At 68.4% G+C, this 20665-nt stretch carries 21 protein-coding genes; 10 read left to right on the top strand and 11 right to left on the bottom strand.

Annotated features, from left to right (window positions below; genetic code table 11):
- Positions 1 to 108 precede the first annotated feature (108 nt).
- A complete protein-coding gene (locus ACIBG5_RS36025; RefSeq protein ID WP_396396084.1) occupies positions 109 to 639 on the top strand; it encodes a pyridoxamine 5'-phosphate oxidase family protein in 531 nt (176 codons plus the stop codon).
- A gap of 217 nt (positions 640 to 856) precedes the next feature.
- Entirely contained in the window at positions 857 to 1132 is a 276-nt protein-coding gene (locus tag ACIBG5_RS36020) for a DUF1876 domain-containing protein (RefSeq protein ID WP_396396082.1), read from the top strand.
- Between the two features lie 65 nt (positions 1133 to 1197).
- On the opposite strand, the gene ACIBG5_RS36015 is transcribed toward ACIBG5_RS36020, so the two are convergent.
- From ACIBG5_RS36015 to ACIBG5_RS36005, 3 genes are read right to left on the bottom strand one after another with little or no spacing between them, the layout of a single operon-like run.
- Positions 1198 to 1617: a hypothetical protein gene (locus tag ACIBG5_RS36015; RefSeq protein WP_396396080.1), complete on the bottom strand. Its 420-nt coding sequence runs from the start codon at positions 1615 to 1617 to the stop codon at positions 1198 to 1200.
- A gap of 5 nt (positions 1618 to 1622) precedes the next feature.
- Positions 1623 to 2405: a universal stress protein gene (locus tag ACIBG5_RS36010; protein WP_396396078.1), complete on the bottom strand. Its 783-nt coding sequence runs from the start codon at positions 2403 to 2405 to the stop codon at positions 1623 to 1625.
- The gene (locus ACIBG5_RS36005) at positions 2402 to 3214 is read right to left on the bottom strand and encodes a 2-oxo acid dehydrogenase subunit E2 (RefSeq protein WP_396396076.1); all 813 of its coding nucleotides are present in this window, start codon (positions 3212 to 3214) and stop codon (positions 2402 to 2404) included. Before ACIBG5_RS36005 ends, ACIBG5_RS36010 begins: the two co-directional genes overlap by 4 nt.
- Before the next feature lie 253 nt (positions 3215 to 3467).
- Here ACIBG5_RS36005 and ACIBG5_RS36000 point away from each other — a divergent pair, with 253 nt between their 5' ends.
- On the top strand, positions 3468 to 4448 hold the full coding sequence (locus tag ACIBG5_RS36000) for an Acg family FMN-binding oxidoreductase (protein ID WP_396396074.1): 981 nt from the start codon (positions 3468 to 3470) through the stop codon (positions 4446 to 4448).
- A gap of 334 nt (positions 4449 to 4782) precedes the next feature.
- Here ACIBG5_RS36000 and ACIBG5_RS35995 read toward each other — a convergent pair whose 3' ends face one another.
- Positions 4783 to 5082 carry a 2TM domain-containing protein gene (locus tag ACIBG5_RS35995; RefSeq protein WP_396396072.1) on the bottom strand — a complete coding sequence of 100 codons (300 nt, stop codon included), beginning with the start codon at positions 5080 to 5082 and terminating at the stop codon, positions 4783 to 4785.
- 265 nt (positions 5083 to 5347) lie between these two features.
- Between ACIBG5_RS35995 and gap the strand changes: the two genes are divergently transcribed.
- Positions 5348 to 6355: a type I glyceraldehyde-3-phosphate dehydrogenase gene (gene gap, locus ACIBG5_RS35990; protein ID WP_396396071.1), complete on the top strand. Its 1008-nt coding sequence runs from the start codon at positions 5348 to 5350 to the stop codon at positions 6353 to 6355.
- Positions 6356 to 6371: 16 nt separating this feature from the next.
- Here gap and ACIBG5_RS35985 read toward each other — a convergent pair whose 3' ends face one another.
- From ACIBG5_RS35985 to ACIBG5_RS35975, 3 genes are read right to left on the bottom strand one after another with little or no spacing between them, the layout of a single operon-like run.
- A complete protein-coding gene (locus ACIBG5_RS35985; protein WP_396396070.1) occupies positions 6372 to 7175 on the bottom strand; it encodes an ABC transporter permease subunit in 804 nt (267 codons plus the stop codon).
- A gap of 3 nt (positions 7176 to 7178) precedes the next feature.
- Complete coding sequence (locus ACIBG5_RS35980) at positions 7179 to 8081, bottom strand: ABC transporter ATP-binding protein (RefSeq protein ID WP_396396068.1); 903 nt, start codon at positions 8079 to 8081, stop codon at positions 7179 to 7181.
- 12 nt (positions 8082 to 8093) lie between these two features.
- Complete coding sequence (locus ACIBG5_RS35975) at positions 8094 to 8954, bottom strand: universal stress protein (protein WP_396396067.1); 861 nt, start codon at positions 8952 to 8954, stop codon at positions 8094 to 8096.
- A 161-nt stretch (positions 8955 to 9115) separates the two neighbouring features.
- Here ACIBG5_RS35975 and ACIBG5_RS35970 point away from each other — a divergent pair, with 161 nt between their 5' ends.
- On the top strand, positions 9116 to 10168 hold the full coding sequence (locus ACIBG5_RS35970) for a zinc-dependent alcohol dehydrogenase family protein (protein WP_396396066.1): 1053 nt from the start codon (positions 9116 to 9118) through the stop codon (positions 10166 to 10168).
- A gap of 84 nt (positions 10169 to 10252) precedes the next feature.
- On the opposite strand, the gene ACIBG5_RS35965 is transcribed toward ACIBG5_RS35970, so the two are convergent.
- On the bottom strand, positions 10253 to 11128 hold the full coding sequence (locus ACIBG5_RS35965) for a universal stress protein (protein WP_396396065.1): 876 nt from the start codon (positions 11126 to 11128) through the stop codon (positions 10253 to 10255).
- A gap of 188 nt (positions 11129 to 11316) precedes the next feature.
- On the opposite strand from ACIBG5_RS35965, the gene ACIBG5_RS35960 reads away from it, so the two are divergent.
- From ACIBG5_RS35960 to ACIBG5_RS35945, 4 genes are all read left to right on the top strand, one after another.
- On the top strand, positions 11317 to 11877 hold the full coding sequence (locus tag ACIBG5_RS35960) for a hypothetical protein (protein ID WP_396396063.1): 561 nt from the start codon (positions 11317 to 11319) through the stop codon (positions 11875 to 11877).
- Positions 11878 to 11882: 5 nt separating this feature from the next.
- On the top strand, positions 11883 to 12758 hold the full coding sequence (locus ACIBG5_RS35955) for a universal stress protein (RefSeq protein WP_396396062.1): 876 nt from the start codon (positions 11883 to 11885) through the stop codon (positions 12756 to 12758).
- A gap of 120 nt (positions 12759 to 12878) precedes the next feature.
- Complete coding sequence (locus ACIBG5_RS35950; RefSeq protein ID WP_396396060.1) at positions 12879 to 13811, top strand: universal stress protein; 933 nt, start codon at positions 12879 to 12881, stop codon at positions 13809 to 13811.
- 15 nt (positions 13812 to 13826) lie between these two features.
- Positions 13827 to 14069, top strand: a complete 243-nt coding sequence (locus ACIBG5_RS35945) for a hypothetical protein (protein WP_396396058.1) — start codon at positions 13827 to 13829, stop codon at positions 14067 to 14069.
- A gap of 78 nt (positions 14070 to 14147) precedes the next feature.
- Here ACIBG5_RS35945 and ACIBG5_RS35940 read toward each other — a convergent pair whose 3' ends face one another.
- Positions 14148 to 14762, bottom strand: coding sequence for a DUF4937 domain-containing protein (locus tag ACIBG5_RS35940; RefSeq protein ID WP_396396056.1), 615 nt, complete (start codon positions 14760 to 14762; stop codon positions 14148 to 14150).
- Between the two features lie 73 nt (positions 14763 to 14835).
- The gene (locus tag ACIBG5_RS35935) at positions 14836 to 17211 is read right to left on the bottom strand and encodes a phosphoketolase (protein WP_396396054.1); all 2376 of its coding nucleotides are present in this window, start codon (positions 17209 to 17211) and stop codon (positions 14836 to 14838) included.
- A 128-nt stretch (positions 17212 to 17339) separates the two neighbouring features.
- Here ACIBG5_RS35935 and ACIBG5_RS35930 point away from each other — a divergent pair, with 128 nt between their 5' ends.
- Positions 17340 to 20045, top strand: coding sequence for a GNAT family N-acetyltransferase (locus ACIBG5_RS35930; RefSeq protein WP_396396052.1), 2706 nt, complete (start codon positions 17340 to 17342; stop codon positions 20043 to 20045).
- 79 nt (positions 20046 to 20124) lie between these two features.
- On the opposite strand, the gene ACIBG5_RS35925 is transcribed toward ACIBG5_RS35930, so the two are convergent.
- Positions 20125 to 20484 (bottom strand): hypothetical protein, encoded by a 360-nt coding sequence (locus ACIBG5_RS35925; RefSeq protein ID WP_396396050.1) that lies wholly within the window; start codon positions 20482 to 20484, stop codon positions 20125 to 20127.
- Between the last annotated feature and the right edge of the window lie 181 nt (positions 20485 to 20665).

Genomic DNA, 20665 nt, shown 5'->3' with positions numbered 1-20665 from the left:
GCGGGACCAGCGGGAGCGTGGAGTCGAGTGGAAGGGGGTGCGGGCCAGCTGCGGCACCTGGGAATCGTCCAGGCACTGGGGCAACCACTGAAGACAGGAGGAACGACGGTGACCAAGACATCCAGGCAGGCAGAGCAGAAGGTTGCGATCGGCAACGGAGATCGCCGGAAACCGAGCAGGGAAGTGATCTGGCGACAGATTGCCAAGGCATCGTTCGCGGTGCTGAGCTACGTGACACCGAACGGCGAGCCTCGGTCGAGTGGTGTCGTCTACACGAGCGGCCGGGGCAGGCTGTACGTCGCGGTCGCGCCGGACAGCTGGAAGGCCTTGCACATCCCGGCGACAGGCCAGGTCGCGGTGACGGTGCCGGTACGGCGTGGCGGTCTGCTGGCTCTGCTGGCTCCGATCCCGCCGGCCACGATCAGCTTCCACGCCCGTGCCGTCGTTCACCCGTCCGGCCATCGCCACATCACATCGCTGTTGCCGGAGCTGGCCAAGCTGGTCCCGGCTGAACGGTTGGCCGACTGCCGGATCGTGGAGATCTTCCCCGAGGGGCACTTCCTCACCTATGGCATCGGTACGTCGTTGTCGAGCATGCGCAGCCCGGCCGCCGCCCGAGCCCGAGTGCCGGTGAACTGAGCGCAGGTGCCGTCCGAGTCAGTGGACAGGGCGCTGATCGGTCCGCTGCGCCGCATTTCATGGCCGGTTCCTTTCCTGCACCTCCAGCACACGCGCGCTTGCGATCGCACGGAAGGGCACAAGTTCCCGCCGAGGTGGACCTGACGGCCCTGGCGCGGACCCCGGCGCCTTCGGACCATGGCTCTACAGGGGTCCATCGATGGGAGGGGCGAGCATCATGATCGCGAGCAGGCACTGGAGAGTCGAGATCTTCATCGACGAGCACGAGGACGAGCGGACCACTCACGCGGAAGCCCGGCTGCACACGAACGACAAGACGCATCTGATCGGCCGGGGTACCGCCCGCCGGAATCCGAACGACACCGACATCGCCGAGATCGGCGACGAGCTCGCCGTTGCGCGGGCGCTGTCCAACCTGGCTCACGAACTGCTGGACGCCGCGGCGTCCGACATCGAGCAGGTCACCCACGAACACATCCGCCTGCACAGCTGACCGAGCGGTCCGGCGTCCTCGACCTGAACGTCTGTTGACAGCGCCGGCGCCAGATCATCTTCAGGTCAACGCGATGCGCGCTGCCGGCTGGCACGGAAGGCGTGCCGGGCCGCCGGGAGCGCGAGGCACAGGGCTGGGACGGACCAGAGCCAGAAGCCCCAGCCGAAGCACATCAGGGCGAGATGGAAGGCGATGACCGCGAGATAACCGGCGCGCGGGCTCTTGACCAGGAGTACGGCGATGGCCAGTTCGGCCACGGCGAGGAGCAAGGCCCACAGCGTCGGGTGGGCCATGAAGACGTTCTGCCAGCCGTGGTACACCCAGTCGAAGAGCGCTCCGTCGGCGAACGGGCGGTAAGACTGCGGGGTTGTCAGGGCCAGGACGAAGTGAATCACGGCTCCTGATCCGAACAGCGCGACGAAACCCCAGTGGATCGCACGGTAGACACCGGCCGAATCGGTGGACGTGGCGGACTGGGTGGTCACGAGGATCAGCCTCCGATCGCGGCTGCGGGGATGATGGCGACCGGGCAGTCGGCGTGGTGGAGGACGGTCTGGCTGACGGAGCCGATGAGCATGCCGGTGAAGCCGCCGCGGCCGCGGGCACCCAGGACGATCAGGTCGGCGTCGGCGGCGAGGCGGAGGATGTGTTCGGCGGGGTGGCCGGTGATCTGGATCAGTTCGGCATCGTGGCCGCCGCGCGCATGGACCGCCTCCCGCAGTTCGGCCTCCGTGATCCGGTGCAGCTCGGTGCCCGCGGGCTGGGCGGCGACGACACGTACGGCGAGGTCGTGGCGGCGGGCGTAGTCCAGGCCGAAGTCGAGTGCGATCTGGCCGGCGGACGAGCCGTCGTACCCGACGACCACTCGGCTGCCGGCCTCAGTGCCGAGATCGGGTCGTACGACGACCACCGGGCAGCGGCCGTTCGCGGCGAGATCGAGGCCCGTCGAGCCGAGGAGGGCGCCGACCATCAGGCCGAGACCGCGGCTGCCGATCACCACCAGGTCCGCGTCACGGGACGCCTGCACCAGGGTCGTGGATGGCGGGCCGTGCTCGATCCGTGGATCGAGGTCCACGCCGGGCGCCAGATCACGGGCCAGGGCGACCGCTTTGTAGACGACGTCGCCGGCCTCGGACGCGGATCCGCCAGGAGGGACGGCACTGATCAGTCGCAGCCGGGTGCGCAGCGAGGCGGCTTCGGCACTCGCCCACCTGATCGCGACGTCCGCCGCCGGCGAGCCATCGATGCCCACGACAACGGGTTTGGCGTTCATGCTGATCTCCTTGACGTTGTGGGAAGGCCGATCTCCTCGGCTGCCATGAGGAGGCGGCGCAGGCGCGCGACGAAGCGGGCGGCGGGTGCGCCGTCGACCACGTCGTGGTCGACGCTGATCGTCAGTTGCAGGAACTCACGTTCGACGAGCACTCCCTGGAACAGCATCGGACGCCGGGTGATGCCGCCGATGACGATGCTCAGTGTGTGCAGCTGGAACGCGATGCCCCAGCCGCCACCGGCGCCGAACATTCCGACAGCTGTCACGCCGACGGTTCCTGCCAGCGCCCGTTGGCGATGGGGCAACCGGTGCAGCATCCCGAGCAAGCGGACGCGCACGAAGCCGGGCAGGATCAGGTAGGCGCGTGCCCACGGTGCCTTGCGGACCGACGGACTGAGGTAGGGATCCGCCTTGACATCGTGGATCTCGCGGTGCAGCTCCTGGATCGTGCGGTGGCCGGCATCGCGCAGCACATGGGTGAACGCGAACGGGCTCCCGTCCACGTCGACCTCGACGGGCAGACCGACATCGACCTGGTCGAAGATCACGTCCCGTCCGCGGAGGTCGCGGTACGCCTGGACCGTGGGGTCGGCGGCGACCGCGCGAGCCACACAGGCGACGACGAAGGCGGTGAACGAGACATCCTCACCGGTTGTCTCATGATGTCGTCGCAACGCCCCGCGGGCCGAGGTCACGTCGACGTCGAACAGTCCGTGGATGGCGTGGCGGCGTTGGGCGGCCCGGCCGGCGTCGATCACGAGTCGCCGGGCCCAGGGCACGGGCACGACCTTCGAGTGCAGCTGATGCACGGTCCACCTCCGGAGCCGATCTGATTCAAGCATCGGTCGCCCGGGCAGCCTCCACATCGGCCGATCGGTCCGAGCGGACGGGGCTTTAGGCCCTACGGGGGTCGCTGGAGTCGGCGTTCGCTCGAAGGTGCACGGACTCGTCGAGGCAGGGAGAACGATCGTGCGGTACGTCGCACCCTCTTCGGTGACGCGAAGGTCGCGCTCACCGCGTTGATCAACGAGATCCAGGCCTATGTCCACTGAGGTGAGAGCGATGAAGGAAACGATGCGGCCGAGGGCCGAGCCGACGGACGCGGATCGCGATGCGATGCTGCGGGCGGCGGTGGCGGCCCCGTCCATGCACAACACCCAGCCGTGGCGGTTCCGGTTCGCCGGCTGGGAGGTCCAGGTGTACCGGGATCGTGAGCGGGAGCTGCCCGCGGAGGATCCGTCGCGGCGGATGTTGTACGTCTCGCTGGGGGCCGCGATCTTCAATCTGCGGGTGGCCGCGGCGGCCCGCGGGATCGGCTCACAGGTCCGCAATCTGATGGACCAGCGCCGGCCCGACCTCGTGGCGGTGGTGGAACTCGACGCACCGCTGACCGGTGCGATGGCCGGCCTGGCGCCGTACATCCTGCGACGCCGGACGAACCGGGAGCCGTTCAGCGACGAGCGGGTGCCGGACCAGGTCCGGGCGGAACTCGGTCTGCGTGCGCGGATCGAGGGAGCCGTCCTGCAGTGGCTCGATCGGCCGCCGGGGCAATGGTGGTTGCAGATGGCAACGAATGAGGCGATGGACGCGGACGACGAGGACCGCGGCCGCACGGCGGAGCGGCGCCGGTGGGTCGGGGGCGACCGCGCGTACGACGGCGTGCCGTCGAGTGCGCTCGGGCCCCGGATCACGGGTGGCAATCCGGTGGTGCGTGATCTGGCAGCCACTGAGGCCGATGAGTCGAGACCGGTGGCGGACTTCGAGCGTGCACCACAGTTCGCGGTGCTGGCGACCCGGTACGACGGACCGATCGAGTGGCTCCGCGCCGGCCAGGCACTCGAGGGGGTGCTGCTGGAAGCAACCGCACAAGGGGTCTCGACGTCGCTGCTCAACCAGGTGATCGAGCACGAGGGCCTGCGCTGGCAGATCAACGACCCTCTCGGACCCTGGCAACGGCCCCAGACTGTGATCCGCTTCGGCTACGGGCGGCCCGTCCCACCGACTCCCCGCCGCCCGATCGCCGACGTGCTGATCCGGGACTGACGGTTCGTCCGGCGATGGGTCGGGTGGTCCGGGAGCTCGGGACCTTGGGCCCTGACCTCGCGGTGTGGAATCGACGACTCTGGAGATGCAGGGGAACGACCGGCTCCCCGGGAGCGGACCTTGGACAGGTGGCCGCAGGCCACGAGATCCGCCGTCATCAAGACGGTTCCGGTCCGGTGAGCCGGTCCTCTGCGTCCAGTCGAGACATACCGGGTGGCCGCCGAGCACGGGAGTGGGAGAACGAGTGGCTCGCGGTCGCCCCACGCCGGCTCCACGGTCCGACGTGACGGCGCGAAGGCCTGCCCCGAGTCGGGGCAGGCCTTCCGCACTGTTGTCACCTGCGGCGGGCGATGCGATCCATCGCGGCCCGGACCGCGGTCTCGCTCGGTTGCGGCGAGAACACATCCCATGCGTGGAGGACGACTCCGATGCCCCAGCCGAACATCGGGAAGGCCGGCCAGAAGAATCCCGCACCGGTCAGGTACCAGATGACCACCAGGAAGGTGTTCACCGTCAGGTAGGCGAGGATGTGTCCCGCGAGGTCATGCCGCTTGCGGAGATCCTCGACCGCCTGCTTGCGCAGCGTCTCGTCGTTGTCGGCCGGAAGGGTCCGATCGACGACCTTCTCATCCATGACTGCCTCCTTGCTCATCACTTCCACCGTCTGCCGGTGCCGGTCGTCCGGTCAGGGCACCAAGACGCGTCCTGAGCGGGACCTTCGGCTCTGCTCGAGAACGGCGACTGGACGCTCGTGGTGATGCCGGCGGACGGCGGTTCGGCACGCTGACCGTCGTGCTGGCAGTCGTACGGCAGCCGAAGCCGGGACCTTCGACCCTCCCGTCGACCCCGGGCCCACCGGTCGAATGAAGGGACGAAGACAACCGGCTGAGGGGTCGATCATGAGCGTACGGGTTGGGATCAACGGGTTCGGGCGGATCGGGCGCGACTACCTGCGCTGCGTGCTCGAGCGGACGTCGAGCGGCATCGAGGTGGTCGCGATCAACGACGTCGCCGCACCGGCGACCCTCGCGCATCTGCTGCGCTACGACTCGACGTACGGGCCCTTGAAGGAAGAGGTCGGCTACTCGGACGACTCGATCACGGTCGGCGGCCACAGCTTGCGTGCGACCGCCGAGCGTGATCCCGCCCGGCTCGACTGGACGGCCGTCGGTGCCGAGATCGTGATCGAGGCGACCGGCAGGTTCCGCACCCGCGAGACCGCCGGTGCGCATCTCGCCGGCGGCGCCCGCAAGGTGATTCTGTCGGTGCCTGGCAAGGACGTCGACACGACGGTCGTGCTGGGCGTCAACGAGGACGACTACGACCCCGCGGTTCACCACGTGATCTCGAACGCCTCGTGTACGACGAACTGCGTGGCGCCGATGGTGTCGGTGTTGCACCGGGCGTTCGGGATCGAGCGTGGACTGATGACCACGATCCACAGCTACACCAACGATCAGGTGCTGCTGGACTCGCCGCACAAGGACTTGCGTCGCGGTCGTTCCGGCGCCGTGAACCTGATCCCGACGAGCACAGGTGCCGCCCGTGCGGTCGGACTGGTGATCCCTGAGCTCGCGGGGAAGATCGACGGCGTCGCGGTGCGGGTCCCGGTCGAGGACGGCTCCCTGACCGACCTGACGGTGCAGCTGTCCGAGGTCGCCACGGTCGCGCAGGTCAACCAGGCCTTCGCCGATGCCGCGGCCGGACCTCTCAAGGGGATCTTGCGCTACACGACGGATCCGATCGTGTCCCACGACATCATCGGCGACCCGGCGTCGTGCATCTTCGACGCCCCGCTCACGCAAGTCCAGGACCAGCTGGTCAAGGTCTTCGGTTGGTACGACAACGAGTGGGGCTACACCAGCCGACTGGTCGACCTGACGGAGCTCGTCGCCCGTTCGCTGTGACAGGAGGTCATGGGCTTCAGCCGCGGTGTGCGGTCGAGATGTCGCGGCCGTCGAGAGCCGGGACGGCGATCACGAAGAGGATGGCTGCGCCGGCGAGAAGCCAGAGGTAGCTGAGCTGGAAGCCGGCGCCGAGCGGTCCGCCGTTGAACGCCTGATGGATGGGGGAGTAGGGCTGCCACGACTCGAAGCGCGGCAGGATGAGTCCGGCGGCGTAGACGACGTACGCGGCGGTTGCGGCGGCTGAGGCGATGCCGATCGCGGCGGGTCGGCGTCCGGTGACGGCTCCGGCGGCCAGCGCCAGTACGGCGTACTCCACGCCGAGCAGGGTCATCGCGAGGGCACCGCTCGCGGCCGCGGGAACGCTGATACCGAGGCCGAAGATCAGGCTGCCGAGCGTGGTTGCGACGAACAGTGCGAACCCGAGAACCGTGATCGACAGCGTCAGTGCGAGCGCCTTGTCGGCAACGATCCGGAAGCCGGAGACAGGGGTGACCAGCAGCAGCTCGAGCGTTCCACGTTCCTCTTCGCCGGCCAGGGCGCGGGCGCCGTGCCCGATGGCGTAGAGCAGGAACAGCGCGGGCAGCATCAGGGTGAACAGTTCGGCGTTGAGAAAGCCGGCGCCGGTGTTCATCGCGTCGAGATCGAAGAACCTGCGGAGTTCCTCGGGAAACGACTGGTACAGCTCGGTGAGGTTCGGCATGTCCCGGACCGACGGCCACAGAGCGCTCTCGAGCAGCACGAGTGCCACGATCGCGATCGACCAGCCGATCAGGCCCCGGCGCGCGTCGTACATCGACTTCATGAAGACAGTGCGGAACATGGCTCACTCCCGGTCGGTGTAGTAGTCGAGGAACGCGGCCTCCAGGTCGGCCTCGTGGCTGACGACGTTGACCACCTCGTACGGCGCGACCGTCTTGATGAGCTCCGCCGTCGATCCGGTGACGACCACGTGTGCGGTCCGGCCGTCGAGCGTGAGTTCCTGCACACCTGGTACGGCGTGGATCCGGTCGCCGGGTGGGGCGCCGGCGAAGGTGAGATCGAGACGGCGGCGGGCGCTGTCCCGCAACGCCTGCACGGACTGTGTCGTCACCAGCCGGCCGGCTCGCAGGATCGCGACAGTGTCCGCGACGGCGTCGACCTCGGACAGGACGTGCGAGGAGAGGAAGACGGTCCGTCCGGCGTCCCGGGTCTCACGCAGCAGGTCGCGGAACTCGCGCTGCATGAGCGGGTCGAGACCGGTCGTGGGTTCGTCCAGGATCAGCAGGTCGGGGTCGTGCATGAAGGCCTGGACGATGCCGACCTTCTGCCGATTGCCGCGAGACAGTGCGCCGATCCGGACACCGAGGTCGAGGTCGAACCGCTTGGCCACGAGCTCGATCCGGTCCCGGTCGACACCGCCGTACAGATGGGCGAAGTAGTCCAGGTACTGCACGCCGGTGAGATCCGGGTAGGCGACGAAGTCGCCGGGCAGGTAGCCGATCCGCCGTTGGAGTACGTCGTACCGATCGTTGGCGTCGAACCCGAAGACCACCGCCGAGCCGGATGTCGGCCGGATCAGCCCGGCGAGCAGGCGGATCGTTGTGGTCTTGCCGGCGCCGTTCGGTCCGAGATATCCGAGGATGACGCCGGCCGGGACGTCCAGGTCCAGACCGTCGAGCGCGGTCCGGTGGCCGAACCGCTTGGTCAGTCGCCGGGTCTTGATGACGATGTCCCCCTTGGGTGTCATGGCAACGCGTCCTCAGGTGTGGTGGATGACGGCGACCGGGCAGTGCGAGTGGTGGAGCAGGCCACGGGCCACCGATCCGAGCCGGAGCTCGGAGAACGCGGTGTGGCCCAGTCCGCCGACCACCAACAGGTCGGCGAGCTCGGACTCGCGCGCGAGCACACGGACCGGATGATCGCCGACGGCACGCTGGTCGACGCGGACCTGGGGATACTTGGCTTTCCAATCGTCCAGCGTCTGCGCCAGGAGTTGGTCGGCCGCACCGGCCCAGGGCTGTCGGCTCGGGTCGACCCACACGTTGGGATCGGGGTAGCTCTCGCGGACCGCGACAGCATGGACGCCGAGGAGTTCGGCGTTCGTCGCGTCGGCCAGTTCGAAGGCGAAGCGCAGCGCTTCCTGGCCCTCCACCGACCCGTCGACGCCCACGACGATCCGCCGGTGTGGCGGTGCCGTGGGGTCCCAGGTATCGGGTACGACGATCAGTGGCACGTCGGTGCTGAGCGCCGTACATGCCTGGGACGTCGACCCGAGTACGAGCTCCGCGAAGCCGCCCATGCCGCGGCGGCCGACGACGAGCGCCTGGGCGCGCTCGGACAGCTCGAGGAGCACCTTGGTCGGATGGCCGTGGCGCACCTCCAGCGAGGCGGCCGTGAATCGAAGCCGCTCGAGCTCCTGGAGGGCGTCTGCCAGCACCTCGCTGCCATCGTCCGGTCCGGTGGGTGGTGTGCTCGCGGGCAGCTGCCGATGCTCATCCAGGACATACACGGCGTGCAACGGCGCCCGGCGCAGGGTGGCGTACGACGCCGCCCAACCGAGGGCGATCAGGCCGTCGAGCGATCCGTCGATCCCGACGAGTACCGGCAGTTCCGCTGACATGAGACACCTCTCGGTTCGTACTCCTGCAGTTCCAGTCAAGCCGTGGGTAGGTGCCGCGGGGAGGGTAGAAAGTCCTGCCTGGAGGTGTAGTTCGGCCGCAGTCAGGACCGGTGTGGAGGGCCATCGTCGAAGGCGGAAAGTCTCGTCTAGGGAGGTCTGTGATGAAGGCATTGGTCTACAACGGCCCGGGGCAGCGGAGCTGGCGCGAGGTGCCGGATCCGGTGATCCAGGATCCTGAGGATGCGATCGTGCGCGTCGATGCGGTCACCATCTGCGGCACCGACCTGCACATCCTGAAGGGCGACGTGCCGACGGTCGAGCCGGGCCGGATCCTCGGTCACGAGGCGGTCGGGACGATCCTGTCCGTCGGCGACGGTGTTCGTGGTGTCGCGGTCGGCGATCGGGTGCTGATCTCCTGCATCACGTCGTGCGGCCGGTGCGAGTACTGCCGGCAGGGCCACTACGGCCAGTGCCTCGGCGGTGGCGGATGGATCCTCGGTCACCTCATCGACGGCACCCAGGCCGAGCAGGTCCGGGTTCCGTTCGCCGATCGGTCCGTGTACAAGCTGCCGGACAACGTCAGTGACGAGGCGGCGGTGCTGCTGGCCGACATCCTGCCGACGTCGTACGAGGTCGGCGTACTCAACGGCAAGGTCTCGCCGGGCGACACGGTCGTGATCGTGGGGGCAGGCCCGATCGGTCTCGCGGCGATCGCCACCAGCAAGCTGTTCAGTCCGTCGCGGATCGTCGTGGTCGATGCGGCAGACTCGCGGCGCAAGGCGGCGCTCGAGCGGGGCGCGGATATTGCGCTCGGTCCGGATGAGGACGTGGAGAAGACGGTTCGCGAGCTCACCGGTGGACTCGGTGCCGACGTCGCGATCGAGGCGGTCGGAATCCCGGACACCTTCGAGCTGTGCACCCGTGTCGTCCGGCCCGGCGGGACGGTCGCGAACATCGGTGTGCACGGTACGCCGGCGACCCTTCACCTGGAGGATCTCTGGATCAAGAACGTCACCATCACCACCGGCCTGGTGGACACATCGTCGACGCCGCGGTTGCTGTCGATGCTCGCGGCGGGCCGGCTGGAGCTGCCCGAGCTGATCACGCACCGGTTCGGCCTCGGCGAGATGCAGGACGCGTACGACGTCTTCTCGCGCCCCGCCGAGACCGGCGCCCTGAAGGTCGCGCTGTTCAGCGAAGCCGGAGTCGAGTAGCAGCATGACAGCCGCGGTCCGCGACCTGGCGTCGCGGACCGCGGCTGTGCTGTTCGGGCCGGCCGGGAGAGGCTGAGGATGGGATCAGCGCACGATGGCGACGGGAGACTGGGCGTGGTGCAGGACGCTCTGGCCGACCGAGCCGAGGAGCAGACCCGTGAATCCGCCCCGGCCGCGGGAGCCGACGACGATCAGGTCGGCCGAATTCGCCCGGCGAACGAGAGCCTGGGCGGCCGACCCGCTGACCAGTTCGGTCGTCCACTGCACGTCCGGATGATCCGCTGCCGCGCCGGCCATGGACTCGGCGACGAGCAGGCGACCCTCTTCCTGGATCTTGTCCTCGTCGAACTGGAGCATCGATGCGCCGTCGGAGTACGTGAGGAACGGACTCGTCCAGGCATGCACGGCGACGACCCGGGCGTGCAGTGCCTCGGCTTGGTCGAAGGCGAAGTCGATCGCCTTGGCCGACGTCTTGGATCCGTCGACTCCGACGGCCACGGTCGGTCCCTCCTGGGCGTGCGGCCGCAGGTCGTGCGGGACCACGATGACCGGGCACGGAGCGTGCGTGGTCACCTGGACCGCGACAGACCCGACCAGGAGTCCGCTCCAGCCGCCGAGGCCACGCGAACCGAGAACGACGAGGCGGGCGTGTCCAGCCTCCTCCAGCAGGGCCGGCACGGCCGCCCCGCCGACGAGACTCGTTTCGACCTGCAGTGCGGGATGCTGCAGCCGGACGGTTTCGGCCACAGCGTCGAGCCCCTTCTGCCGCGCCGTTCGCAAGGCGTCGAGCGGAACGACGTGCCCCGGCGTGGGGCGCACGGTGACGATGAGCTCGAACGCCTCCAGGATCCGCAGCGGAGCCAGTTCGCGGACGGCTTCGCCGACGGCCCAGCGCAGAGCGCTCTGGCTGCCCGGCGAGCCGTCGTAGCCCACGACGATCGGAGCGGGTTGTGACGACATTGTGTTGACCTCCTGTGCTCTCAGAGCCCTGTTCCAGCCTGGGGCCGCGTGGTGGTCCGGTCCTAGCGGCAAGAGTCCCGAGGTGACGGGCCGTTCGGCTGATGATGCTGAGGTGAGACGGCCCTGACCGGCCTGGGGGGGAGCGGACAGACGATCGAGGTGTCCGAATCGAGTGAAAGGAAGACACCATGACCACCACGCCGAACCGGGACCGCCTACCGGCTCCCACGATCACGCCCGACGGTGATCGGTACCCAGTCATCACCACGGCGGCTGGGCGTGCGCTCGCCGTACTTCGGATTGCCTTCGGCCTGACCTTCTTGTGGCCGTTCTTCGACAAGCTGTTCGGGCTCGGCTACGCCACTCCGGCCGGTAAGGGCTGGGTTGACGGTGGCGACCCGACCGCGGGTTTCTTGGGTAAGGGCACCAGTGGCCCGTTGGCGGACTTCTACCAGTCTCTGGTCGGTGATTGGTGGGTGACTCCGTTGTTCATGGTCGCGCTGACCGGTATCGGTCTGGCGCTGACGTTGGGTATCGGGATGCGGATCGCGGCTGTCAGCGGTGGGCTGTTGTATCTGATGATGTGGTCGGCGAATCTTCCGCCGGAGAACAATCCGGTGCTGGATGAGCACATCCTGGGTGCTATCACGCTCGTCGTTCTCGCGCTCGTTGCTGCTGGCAATGTGTGGGGCCTGGGCGGTTGGTGGGGCAAGCTCGACATCGTCCGCCGCTACCCATGGCTGCGGTGACCACGATGCCTGTCAGGCCGGTCATCCACGTGGGAGTCGACGGCTCCTGGCGTGACACCGGTGCCCTGGAGTGGGCCCTGCAGGAGTCCCTGCTCCGGCACGAGCCCCTCCAGGCGGTGCACGTGATCGAGGGCAAACTCCGGCACGCGCGGGGTTGGGACCTGGACGTCGTCGACGACTCCTCGATGGAGATCGTCAGCGAGGTCCAGAAACACCTGGACGAGAGCCCCGGCTCGCTCGACCATGAGGCCGATCTCGTGGTCGGGCCACCGGCCCGGACACTGACCGAACTCGCCGCCGGCAGCAGGCTGCTGGTGGTCGGCCGCCGGGGGATGGGGACGTTCAAGCGACTGCTGATCGGATCCACCTCGGAGGCGGTCGCGGGCACTGCGATGGTCCCGGTCGTGATCGTGCCCGAGCACTGGCAGCCCGGCGACCACTCCGGTCCGGTGCTGGTCGCGGTGGACGACTCCGAGAACAACGATGCGATCATCGAGTTCGGCATCCAGGAAGCGACTGAGCGTGGGCTGGCCGTGCGGCTGGTCCATGTGTGGGACCTGCCGGCGATGTACAGGTGGGACGCGATGAACGTCGCCGGCGTCAGCGCCGAATGGACCGAGAACGCCAAGGGCCACTTCGAGAACGTGATAGCCGAGTGGCGGCAGAAGCACCCCGGACTGGAGATCCACGCAGATGTCCGCCGTGGCCACCCGGTCGACGGCGTCGTCACAGCGGCATCTGAGTACGACGCGCAGCTCCTGGTCGTCGGCACTCAACACCACACCAGGCTGCGTTCCTTTGTGGTCGGCTCCGTGACCCGGGGCGTGCTCCACCACGCGACATGCCCGCTGGCCGTCGTACCGGCGGGCCACGAGCGGTAAAGAGCTCATGGCCGAAGGTCCTCCACACATCCATCCATCTGGCGGATGCACGGGGCATCGTCGGCTCTGCCGAAGCCGCCGAGATTGCGTCAGGCTCGAATTGACAGAGAGGTGACAGAGATGAGCACGTGGACACGGACCGGGCCGGTAGTGGTTGAGGTCGACGGAAGCGCGGAGAACCTGCGGATCGTGGATTATGCGGCCGCGGAGGCGCTCCGGAGTGGCGCTGAGCTCGTGCTGGTGGCGCCGTACTCGGCGCATGGTTCGTTCTCGCCGATGATGCCGGGGTATGCGCCGAAGGCGCCGGCCGAGGTCGCGGATGCCGCCTTGAGGGCGGCTGTCGCGCATGTGCGGCATCGAGACGGATATGCGATGGAGTTGGCCGCGGTCGCCGGCGAGGGCTCCCGCATGCGAGTGCTTGCGCATGCGGCGCGGAAGGCGCGGATGCTGGTGGTCGGCAGGGCGCGCAGCCGCGGTCCGCAGCGGCTGATCAACACGCACGCCAGCCTGACGCTGGCCAGTCGGGCCGGCTGCCCGGTGGTCGTCGTACCGGCGTCGTGGAAGCCGTCACTGGTGGATCGGAAGGTTGCCGTCGGCATCGATGGTACGACGCTGTCGTCGGAGGCGCTCGAGTTCGCCTTCGGTGTGGCGGCGGGCCGGGAGGCGGACCTCATCGTCGTGCACGCTGGTCTGCCCACCGACCATGCCTGGAACGCCGAAGACCCCGAGCACTCGTGGATCAGCCGAGCTGATCACCTGCTGTCGGAGACCCTCGCCCCATGGACGAGCCGGTTCCCGGACGTGAAAGTGACGCGGTTCCTGAGCAGCCGTCAGCCGGCTGCCGCTCTGGTGCACGAAAGTCGCGAGGTCGGACTGATCGTGGTCGGATCGCACGCTGGTCCTTTGCCGGTGGATCCGGTCGCGCGCCGTTCGGTGGCCGCGATGACGTGCCCGGTCGCGATCGTGCCACATGACCTGACTACAGCTGAGCGCGAGCACGTGACAGTGCAGCGCGATGCCCGGCGCGGCGAGCTCGTCGTACCGACGTACTGACTTGAGGAGGTGGCCATGGTGATGCATTCGACAGGTCTTGGCGCGGGCTGGATCATCCTCCTGGTGGCGCTGTGGATTCTTCTTGCCGGAAGCGCTACCTGGGTCACGATCTCCCTGATCTCCCGTCCGCGTCCGCACCCGGCCAGCCTCCCGTCGCCACTCGACATCCTCGAGCGCCGCTTCGCCGCCGGCAAGATGACCCGCGAGGACTTCGACGAAGCTCGCGCCCGCCTACGCACCCACGACCTGGACCGCTGATCTACCAGGACCAGACCCGGCCGGCCACCGGGGACTGGCGCTCACCCGACTATCTGCTCACCGCGGCTTGATGAGGCGTCAGGTTGTGGGTGGCACGTACCAGGCCGCTTCGAGCGGTATCTCGTGGCCGATCATGAACTGGATGTCGCGCGTTGGTTCGGCGCGTTCGTGCAGTCGTGGGAAGTGCTCCCGTCGGTACTCGTCGTGGGCCTCGGCGCTCTCCCATTGCGTTACCACCAGGAACTCGTTCGCGTCCCGCCGAGCGAAGAGGCCGCCTTGAAAACCGGGCGCTCGGATCATGCCCGGACTCCAGACCGAGGCCTGAACGTCGATGAAATGGCTGGCCCGTGGCTGGTAGACCTCGCAGCGCGCCACCCGCAGCATCTCCCGCCCGGCGACGTCTCCGGGAGAATGACCGATGATCTGCAAGGTCTCGTACACCCGTACATCTATGTCCGTATACGTCCCAACTTGGCGCTTGGCGAGCAGATCGTGCGGTCCGCGCATGAAGGCCTGATAACTTCCACGCTCCGCCCACAGGCCGAAGACGTGGGCGGCGCTCGAGGCATTCGTGTCCCAACCGCCGCGTTGACCGAGAAACCCCGGGACGCCTTCGAGATCTGCCCAATCCTGTTGCCCCTGATCGAAAAGATCCCGATCACCCACCGCGCACCGGATCCACTTCAGCAGCACTCGGCCAACCTATACCCCAACGACCGCGCGGCCGCCCTGGCGTCATCGATGCCTACGACGACCATCTTCTCGGTTACGTCGTTCCGGTCCACTGCCAGTTCGTGATCTCAGGCATGTCCTCACCGTGGGCCAGGATGTAGGCGTGGTGCCGGGCCCGCTGGTCGATGAGCCACTGGCGTACGTCGGCGGCACGCTGACCGAGACCGGGGACGCGGTCGATGACGTCGAGGGCCAGGTGGTACCGGTCCAGGTCGTTGCGTACCACCATGTCGAACGGCGTCGTGGTCGTACCTTCCTCCTTGTACCCGCGGACGTGGAGGTTGCGGTGGTTCGTCCGGCGGTAGGTGAGCCGGTGGATCAGCCACGGGTACCCGTGGTACGCGAATATGACGGGCTTGTCCGTCGTGAACAGCGCGTCGAAGTCGGCGTCGGCCAAGCCGTGTGGGTGCTCGCTGGCGGGTTGCAGGCGCATCAGGTCGACCACGTTGACGACCCGGACCTTCAACGACGGCAGGTGCTCGCGCAGCAGGCTCACTGCGGCGAGCGTCTCGAGCGTCGGTACGTCGCCCGCACACGCCATCACCACGTCGGGGGCGCCGTCGTCGTTGCTGGCGAAGTCCCAGATGCCGAGGCCGCGAGCGCAGTGCAAGGCGGCAGCCTCCGGGCCGAGCCAGTCCGCCTGAGGCTGCTTCCCGGCGACGATCACGTTGATGTAGTCGTGGCTGCGCAGGCAGTGCTCGGCGGTCGACAGAAGCGTGTTGGTGTCCGGCGGCAGATAGACCCTGATCACCTCGGCCTTCTTGTTCACCACGTGGTCGATGAATCCAGGGTCCTGGTGGGAGAAGCCGTTGTGGTCCTGCCGCCAGACGTGCGAGGTGAGCAGGTAGTTGAGTGAGGGGATCGGTCGTCGCCACGGGAGCGAGCGGGTGACTTTGAGCCACTTCGCGTGCTGGTTGACCATCGAGTCGACGATGTGCACGAACGCCTCGTAGCAGGAGAACCAGCCGTGGCGGCCGGTCAGCAGGTAGCCTTCCAGCCAGCCTTGGCAGGTGTGCTCGCTGAGGATCTCCATCACCCGGCCGTCCACCGTCAGATGCTCGTCGGTGGGCAGGACCTCGGCGTTCCAGGCCTTGCCGGTGACCTCGTAGAGCGCGTCGAGCCGGTTGGAGGCGGTCTCGTCCGGACCGAAGACGCGGAAGTTGCGGTGGGCCAGATTGTCGCGCATCACATCGCGCAGGTAGTAGCCGAGGACTCGGGTCGGCTCGTGCTCGGTCTCGCCCGGAGCGGCCACCGGTACGGCGTACCCGTCGAGCTCCGGCAGCTCGAGATCCCGGCTGAGCAGGCCGCCGTTGCTGTGCGGACTGGAACCCATCCGGCGGTCATCGGGCGGAACCTGTGCGAGGAGCCGCTCCACCGGCCGGCCCTCGGCGTCGAACAGTTCTTCCGGCCGATAGCTACGCAGCCATTCCTCCAGGAGGCGCAGGTGGTCCGGCGATGTTCGTACCTGCGACAGGGGCACCTGGTGCGACCGCCACGTCCCCTCGACCAGTACGCCGTCGACCTCGTGCGGTCCGGTCCAGCCTTTGGGCGTGCGCAGGACGATCATCGGCCAGGGCCGGCGGGGTGTCTCATGGCCCGTGCGTGCCTCGGCCTGGATGTCGGCGATCTCGTCGAGGACCTGGTCGAGGGTGAGTGCCAGCGCCTGGTGAACGTGTTCGGGTTCGTTGCCTTCGACAAGGTACGGACGGTAGCCGTATCCCTCGAAGAGACGGGTGAGTTCGTCGTCGCCGATGCGCGCCAGGATGGTGGGGTTGGCGATCTTGTAGCCGTTGAGGTGCAGGATCGGCAGGACCGCGCCGTCGGTGCGGGGATCGAGAAACTTGTTCGAGTGCCACGAGGTGGCCAGCGGTCCGGTCTCGGCCTCCCCGTCGCCGACAACGCAGGCGACCACGAGGTCGGGGTTGTCGAGGACGGCGCCGTACGCGTGGCTGAGGGAGTAACCCAGTTCGCCGCCCTCGTGGATCGAGCCGGGCAGCTCGGGCGCGACGTGACTCGGGATGCCGCCGGGGAACGAGAACTGCCGGAACAGCTTCGCCATCCCGTCCGCGTCACGGGACACGTCCGGGTAGGTGTGGCTGTAGCTGCCTTCGAGCCAGGTGTTCGCCGCGATGGCCGGTCCGCCATGTCCCGGACCGATGACGTACATCATGCTCAGGTCGCGCCGCCGGATGACCCGGTTGAGATGCGTGTAGAGCATATTGAGCCCAGGCGTAGTGCCCCAGTGACCGAGCAGGCGCGGCTTGATGTGCTCTGGGCGCAGTGGCTCGGTGAGCAGAGGGTTGCCGAGTAGGTAGATCTGGCCTGCGGACAGATAGTTGGCCGCCCGCCAATAGGCATCGAGGTTGGACACCTCGTCGGCGGACAACGGCTTACCGGTGAGCTCATCCATGGCTCCCAGCGTCCCGGTAGCGGCATGCGGTCACCCAGAGTCAAAGGTCCCGCCGTCGCGGGACCGATCGGCACTGGCCCGGCAGGCGGCGCCGCGGTGAGCTGGTGGGGCGTCGGAAGGAGACGCCCATGACGTCGATCGAGCAGGCGGCCGGACGGCCGGGCGCGGGCTGGGATGTGCTGGCGTCGGACGGGTCGGTGGTGCGGATCCGTCCGCTCCGGGAGGACGACGAGCCTGCGCTGGACGCGATGAACGAGCGGGTCTCGGATCGCTCGATCTATCTTCGCTTCTTCGGGATCAGCCGATCGCTGGCCGGACAGTTTTCGCACCACCTGGCGACAGACCACGACGGTCATGTCGCGTTGGTGGCGGAGTACGGCGATCAACTGGTGGGTGTGGCGAGCTACGAGCCGCTGCGCGCGGGTGAAGCCGAGATGGCCTTCCTGCTCGAGGATTCGGTCCACGGCCGGGGGATCGGGACGCTGCTTCTGGAGCAGCTCGCCGCGACGGCCCGGGAGAACGGGATCCAACGGCTGCGCGCCGACACACTGGCCGAGAACGCCCCGATGCTGCGCGTGTTCGCCGGCTCCGGCTTCGAACAGGTCCGCAAGCTCGACAGCGGGGTCGTCGAGCTGGTTCTCGACACGGCGTACCGCCCGTCCACGCTGGAGCGGATGGCCGACCGCGAGCGTGCGGCCGGGGACCGTTCGTTGCATCGGCTGTTCTCGCCTCGCGCGGTGGCGGTGATCGGAGCCGGCCGGACTCCGGGCGGGATCGGCCACGAGGTCCTGCTGAACGTTGTCAAGGGCAACTTCACCGGATCGGTGTACGCCGTGAATCCGCACGCGGACCGGATCGCCGATGTTCCGTCGTACCCGTCGGTCGTGGAGGTGCCCGGCGTGGTTGATCTGGCGGTGATCGCGCTACCGGCCGAGCAGGTGCGAGACGTGCTGACGGACTGTGGCGCCAAGGGCGTCGGGGGAGCGGTGGTGCTGACCGCCGGCTTCTCCGAGCTCGGGGCCGCCGGGCGCCAGCTGCAGCGGGAGATCCTGGAGACTGCCCGCCGGCACAGCATCCGGCTGATCGGTCCGAACTGCCTCGGGTTGGTGAACACGGACCCCGCGATCAGCCTGAACGCGACCTTCGCGGAGGTGTCACCGATGCCTGGAGCGCTGGCGATCGCGGCGCAGTCCGGCGCTGTCGGCATCGCCGTACTCGACCAGGCCGCCCGGACCGGGCTGGGCATCTCGGAGTTCGTCTCACTCGGCAACAAAGTCGATGTCAGTGGCAACGACCTGCTGCTGCACTGGTGGGGCGACTCGCGGACCGCGGTGATCGGCCTGTATCTGGAGTCGTTCGGGAACCCGCGCAAGTTCGGCGGGCTGGCCCGGCTGGTCGGCCGGACCAAGCCGATCCTGGTTGTCAAGGGCGGCCGATCGGCGGGCGGGCGCCGGGCCGGTGTTTCGCACACTGCCGCGGCGGCGACGCCGGAGACCGCGGTGGACGCGCTGTTCGCGCAGTCCGGCGTGCTGCGGATGGACACCGTCGAGGAGCTGGTGGAGACGGCCCGGGTGCTCGCGGTCCGGCCGTTGCCTCGTGGCCGTCGGCTTGCTGTTGTCGGAAACGCCGGTGGTGCAGGCGTACTCGCGGCGGATGCGGCCGGTCGCCTGGGCCTCGAGCTGCCGGAGCTGAGTGAGACCGTTCAAAGGGAGTTGGCTGCGATTGGCGCCGTGGGCAGCGGGAATCCCGTCGACCTCGGCGCCGCCGCGTCACCGACGGGCCTGGCGCAAGCCTTGAAGATCATCATCGACAGCGGCGAGGTCGACACCGCGCTGGTCTGCTACGCGGCCACGCGCGCCGGCCGGGTCGAGCGCATCTACGACGCTGTCGCCGGCGCCGCGGTCCAGGCCGATGTGCCGATCGTCGTGAACTGTATCGGTTCAACCCACGCCGCGCCGGAGATCGCGCTGGCGGACGGTCGCCGGTTGGCGGTGTTCCCGTTCCCGGAGAGTGCCGTCCGCGCCTTGGCCCACGCCGTGCGGTACGCCGAATGGCGGTCCCGGCCGCAGGGCGTCGTACCGGATCTGCCTCGGGTCGATGCGACCGCGGCGCGGGCTGTGGTGCGGTGGTTCCTCGAGCGCAACCCGGAGGGCGGCTGGCTGGAGCCCCTACACACCGGTCAGCTTCTGCAGTGCGCAGGAGTTCCGGCGATCCCGGTTCTATCCGCTTCGAGTCGCTCTGAGGCGATCGCGGCGGCTGAGTCGGCGGGCTATCCGGTCGCGCTCAAGACCGACGCCCCCGGCGTACTGCACAAGACCGACATCGGCGGCGTCCGGGTGGGATTGGTCAACTCGGCGCAACTAGGCACCGCGTACGCCGAGGTCACCGCGGCGACCGGGGATCCGCGTGTTGTGGTCCAGGCCATGGCGCCCAGCGGAACCGAACTGGTGATCGGCGTCGTTCGAGACCGGCTGTTCGGCCCGCTGCTCATGGCCGGCAGCGGCGGCATCCTGACTGACATCCTGGCCGACCGCCAATGGCGAGGCCTGCCACTCACAGACCTGGACGCCACCGACATGCTCCACTCCCTGCGCTGCGCACCACTCCTGGCCGGCTACCGCGGCGCACAGGCCGCCGACGAGGAGGCTGTCCTGGATGTCATTCATCGCATCGCCTGGCTCGCCGAGCTGGTCCCCGAACTGGCTGAACTCGACATCAACCCGCTGATCGCCGGCCCGTCCGGTGCGTTCGCGGTCGATGTCAGGATGCGCCTGACGCCGACCACCCCTGAGCCCGATTGGTACGCGCGCCGCATGCGCGCAGGCGGCGCCTGATCAGAGCCGGACCCGCTCGGGGTGGCTCAGGAACTGGTGCGGGTCACCGTCCCGGCGGTGCCGAGGAAGGTGAGGCTGGTCATCGCACGTCTTCGAGTGATCGCTCGACCCGGAGAGCAACTCGCGACAGGGCGCGCAGCGCGGCCATCGTCTCGGCGATCTCCTGGTGGGAGGTGGGCGGGTGGACAGTGCGGTAGAGGTCGTTGCGGAGGTCCTCGAGGTGGTCGACGAGGTGCTCGATCTCGCGCGAGACGATCGCGTCGTGTGGCTGCTGGTGCGCGACGAGGGGCAGGATGTGGCCGCGAAAGGCCGTGATCGTGTGCTGCGCTTCGGCGAAGCGCCGCTCCTCCAGGAACCAGTTGTCCGACGCGCTGTTCTCCGCGATGCGCTCGAGGTCGGCCTCCCAGCGCTCGATCTCCTGTTGCAGGGTGGTGGTCATGACTGCTCCTCCCATTGCTGATACTTCAGCGTTGCGCCGGGGAGGATGGTGGCGCTGCGGGCAAGAGTCCCGACTCGGGAAGCCGTTCGGCGGTCGGTCGGTCGCCGGTCGGCGCCCTGAACTCCACACGACGGTGTCGATCGGGCCGGAGCAGATCAACTGCGGCCGGAAACCGAGCGGT

Origin of the sequence: Kribbella sp. NPDC050241 (assembly GCF_044459685.1) — a bacterium.
Lineage (GTDB): Bacteria > Actinomycetota > Actinomycetes > Propionibacteriales > Kribbellaceae > Kribbella.
Note: the sequence above shows the minus strand (reverse complement) of the source record. Positions and strands in the feature narration are given on the sequence as shown.

What these genes read in the sequence shown, in the direction of transcription:
- ACIBG5_RS36020 (WP_396396082.1), top strand. Translation starts at nt 857, where the DNA reads ATGATCGCGAGCAGGCACTGGAGAGTCGAGATCTTCATCGACGAGCAC.
- ACIBG5_RS36010 (WP_396396078.1), bottom strand. Translation starts at nt 2,405, where the DNA reads ATGAACGCCAAACCCGTTGTCGTGGGCATCGATGGCTCGCCGGCGGCG.
- ACIBG5_RS36000 (WP_396396074.1), top strand. Translation starts at nt 3,468, where the DNA reads ATGAAGGAAACGATGCGGCCGAGGGCCGAGCCGACGGACGCGGATCGC.
- ACIBG5_RS35995 (WP_396396072.1), bottom strand. Translation starts at nt 5,082, where the DNA reads ATGGATGAGAAGGTCGTCGATCGGACCCTTCCGGCCGACAACGACGAG.
- gap (WP_396396071.1), top strand. Translation starts at nt 5,348, where the DNA reads ATGAGCGTACGGGTTGGGATCAACGGGTTCGGGCGGATCGGGCGCGAC.
- ACIBG5_RS35985 (WP_396396070.1), bottom strand. Translation starts at nt 7,175, where the DNA reads ATGTTCCGCACTGTCTTCATGAAGTCGATGTACGACGCGCGCCGGGGC.
- ACIBG5_RS35980 (WP_396396068.1), bottom strand. Translation starts at nt 8,081, where the DNA reads ATGACACCCAAGGGGGACATCGTCATCAAGACCCGGCGACTGACCAAG.
- ACIBG5_RS35975 (WP_396396067.1), bottom strand. Translation starts at nt 8,954, where the DNA reads ATGTCAGCGGAACTGCCGGTACTCGTCGGGATCGACGGATCGCTCGAC.
- ACIBG5_RS35970 (WP_396396066.1), top strand. Translation starts at nt 9,116, where the DNA reads ATGAAGGCATTGGTCTACAACGGCCCGGGGCAGCGGAGCTGGCGCGAG.
- ACIBG5_RS35965 (WP_396396065.1), bottom strand. Translation starts at nt 11,128, where the DNA reads ATGTCGTCACAACCCGCTCCGATCGTCGTGGGCTACGACGGCTCGCCG.
- ACIBG5_RS35960 (WP_396396063.1), top strand. Translation starts at nt 11,317, where the DNA reads ATGACCACCACGCCGAACCGGGACCGCCTACCGGCTCCCACGATCACG.
- ACIBG5_RS35955 (WP_396396062.1), top strand. Translation starts at nt 11,883, where the DNA reads ATGCCTGTCAGGCCGGTCATCCACGTGGGAGTCGACGGCTCCTGGCGT.
- ACIBG5_RS35950 (WP_396396060.1), top strand. Translation starts at nt 12,879, where the DNA reads ATGAGCACGTGGACACGGACCGGGCCGGTAGTGGTTGAGGTCGACGGA.
- ACIBG5_RS35945 (WP_396396058.1), top strand. Translation starts at nt 13,827, where the DNA reads ATGGTGATGCATTCGACAGGTCTTGGCGCGGGCTGGATCATCCTCCTG.
- ACIBG5_RS35935 (WP_396396054.1), bottom strand. Translation starts at nt 17,211, where the DNA reads ATGGATGAGCTCACCGGTAAGCCGTTGTCCGCCGACGAGGTGTCCAAC.
- ACIBG5_RS35930 (WP_396396052.1), top strand. Translation starts at nt 17,340, where the DNA reads ATGACGTCGATCGAGCAGGCGGCCGGACGGCCGGGCGCGGGCTGGGAT.
- ACIBG5_RS35925 (WP_396396050.1), bottom strand. Translation starts at nt 20,484, where the DNA reads ATGACCACCACCCTGCAACAGGAGATCGAGCGCTGGGAGGCCGACCTC.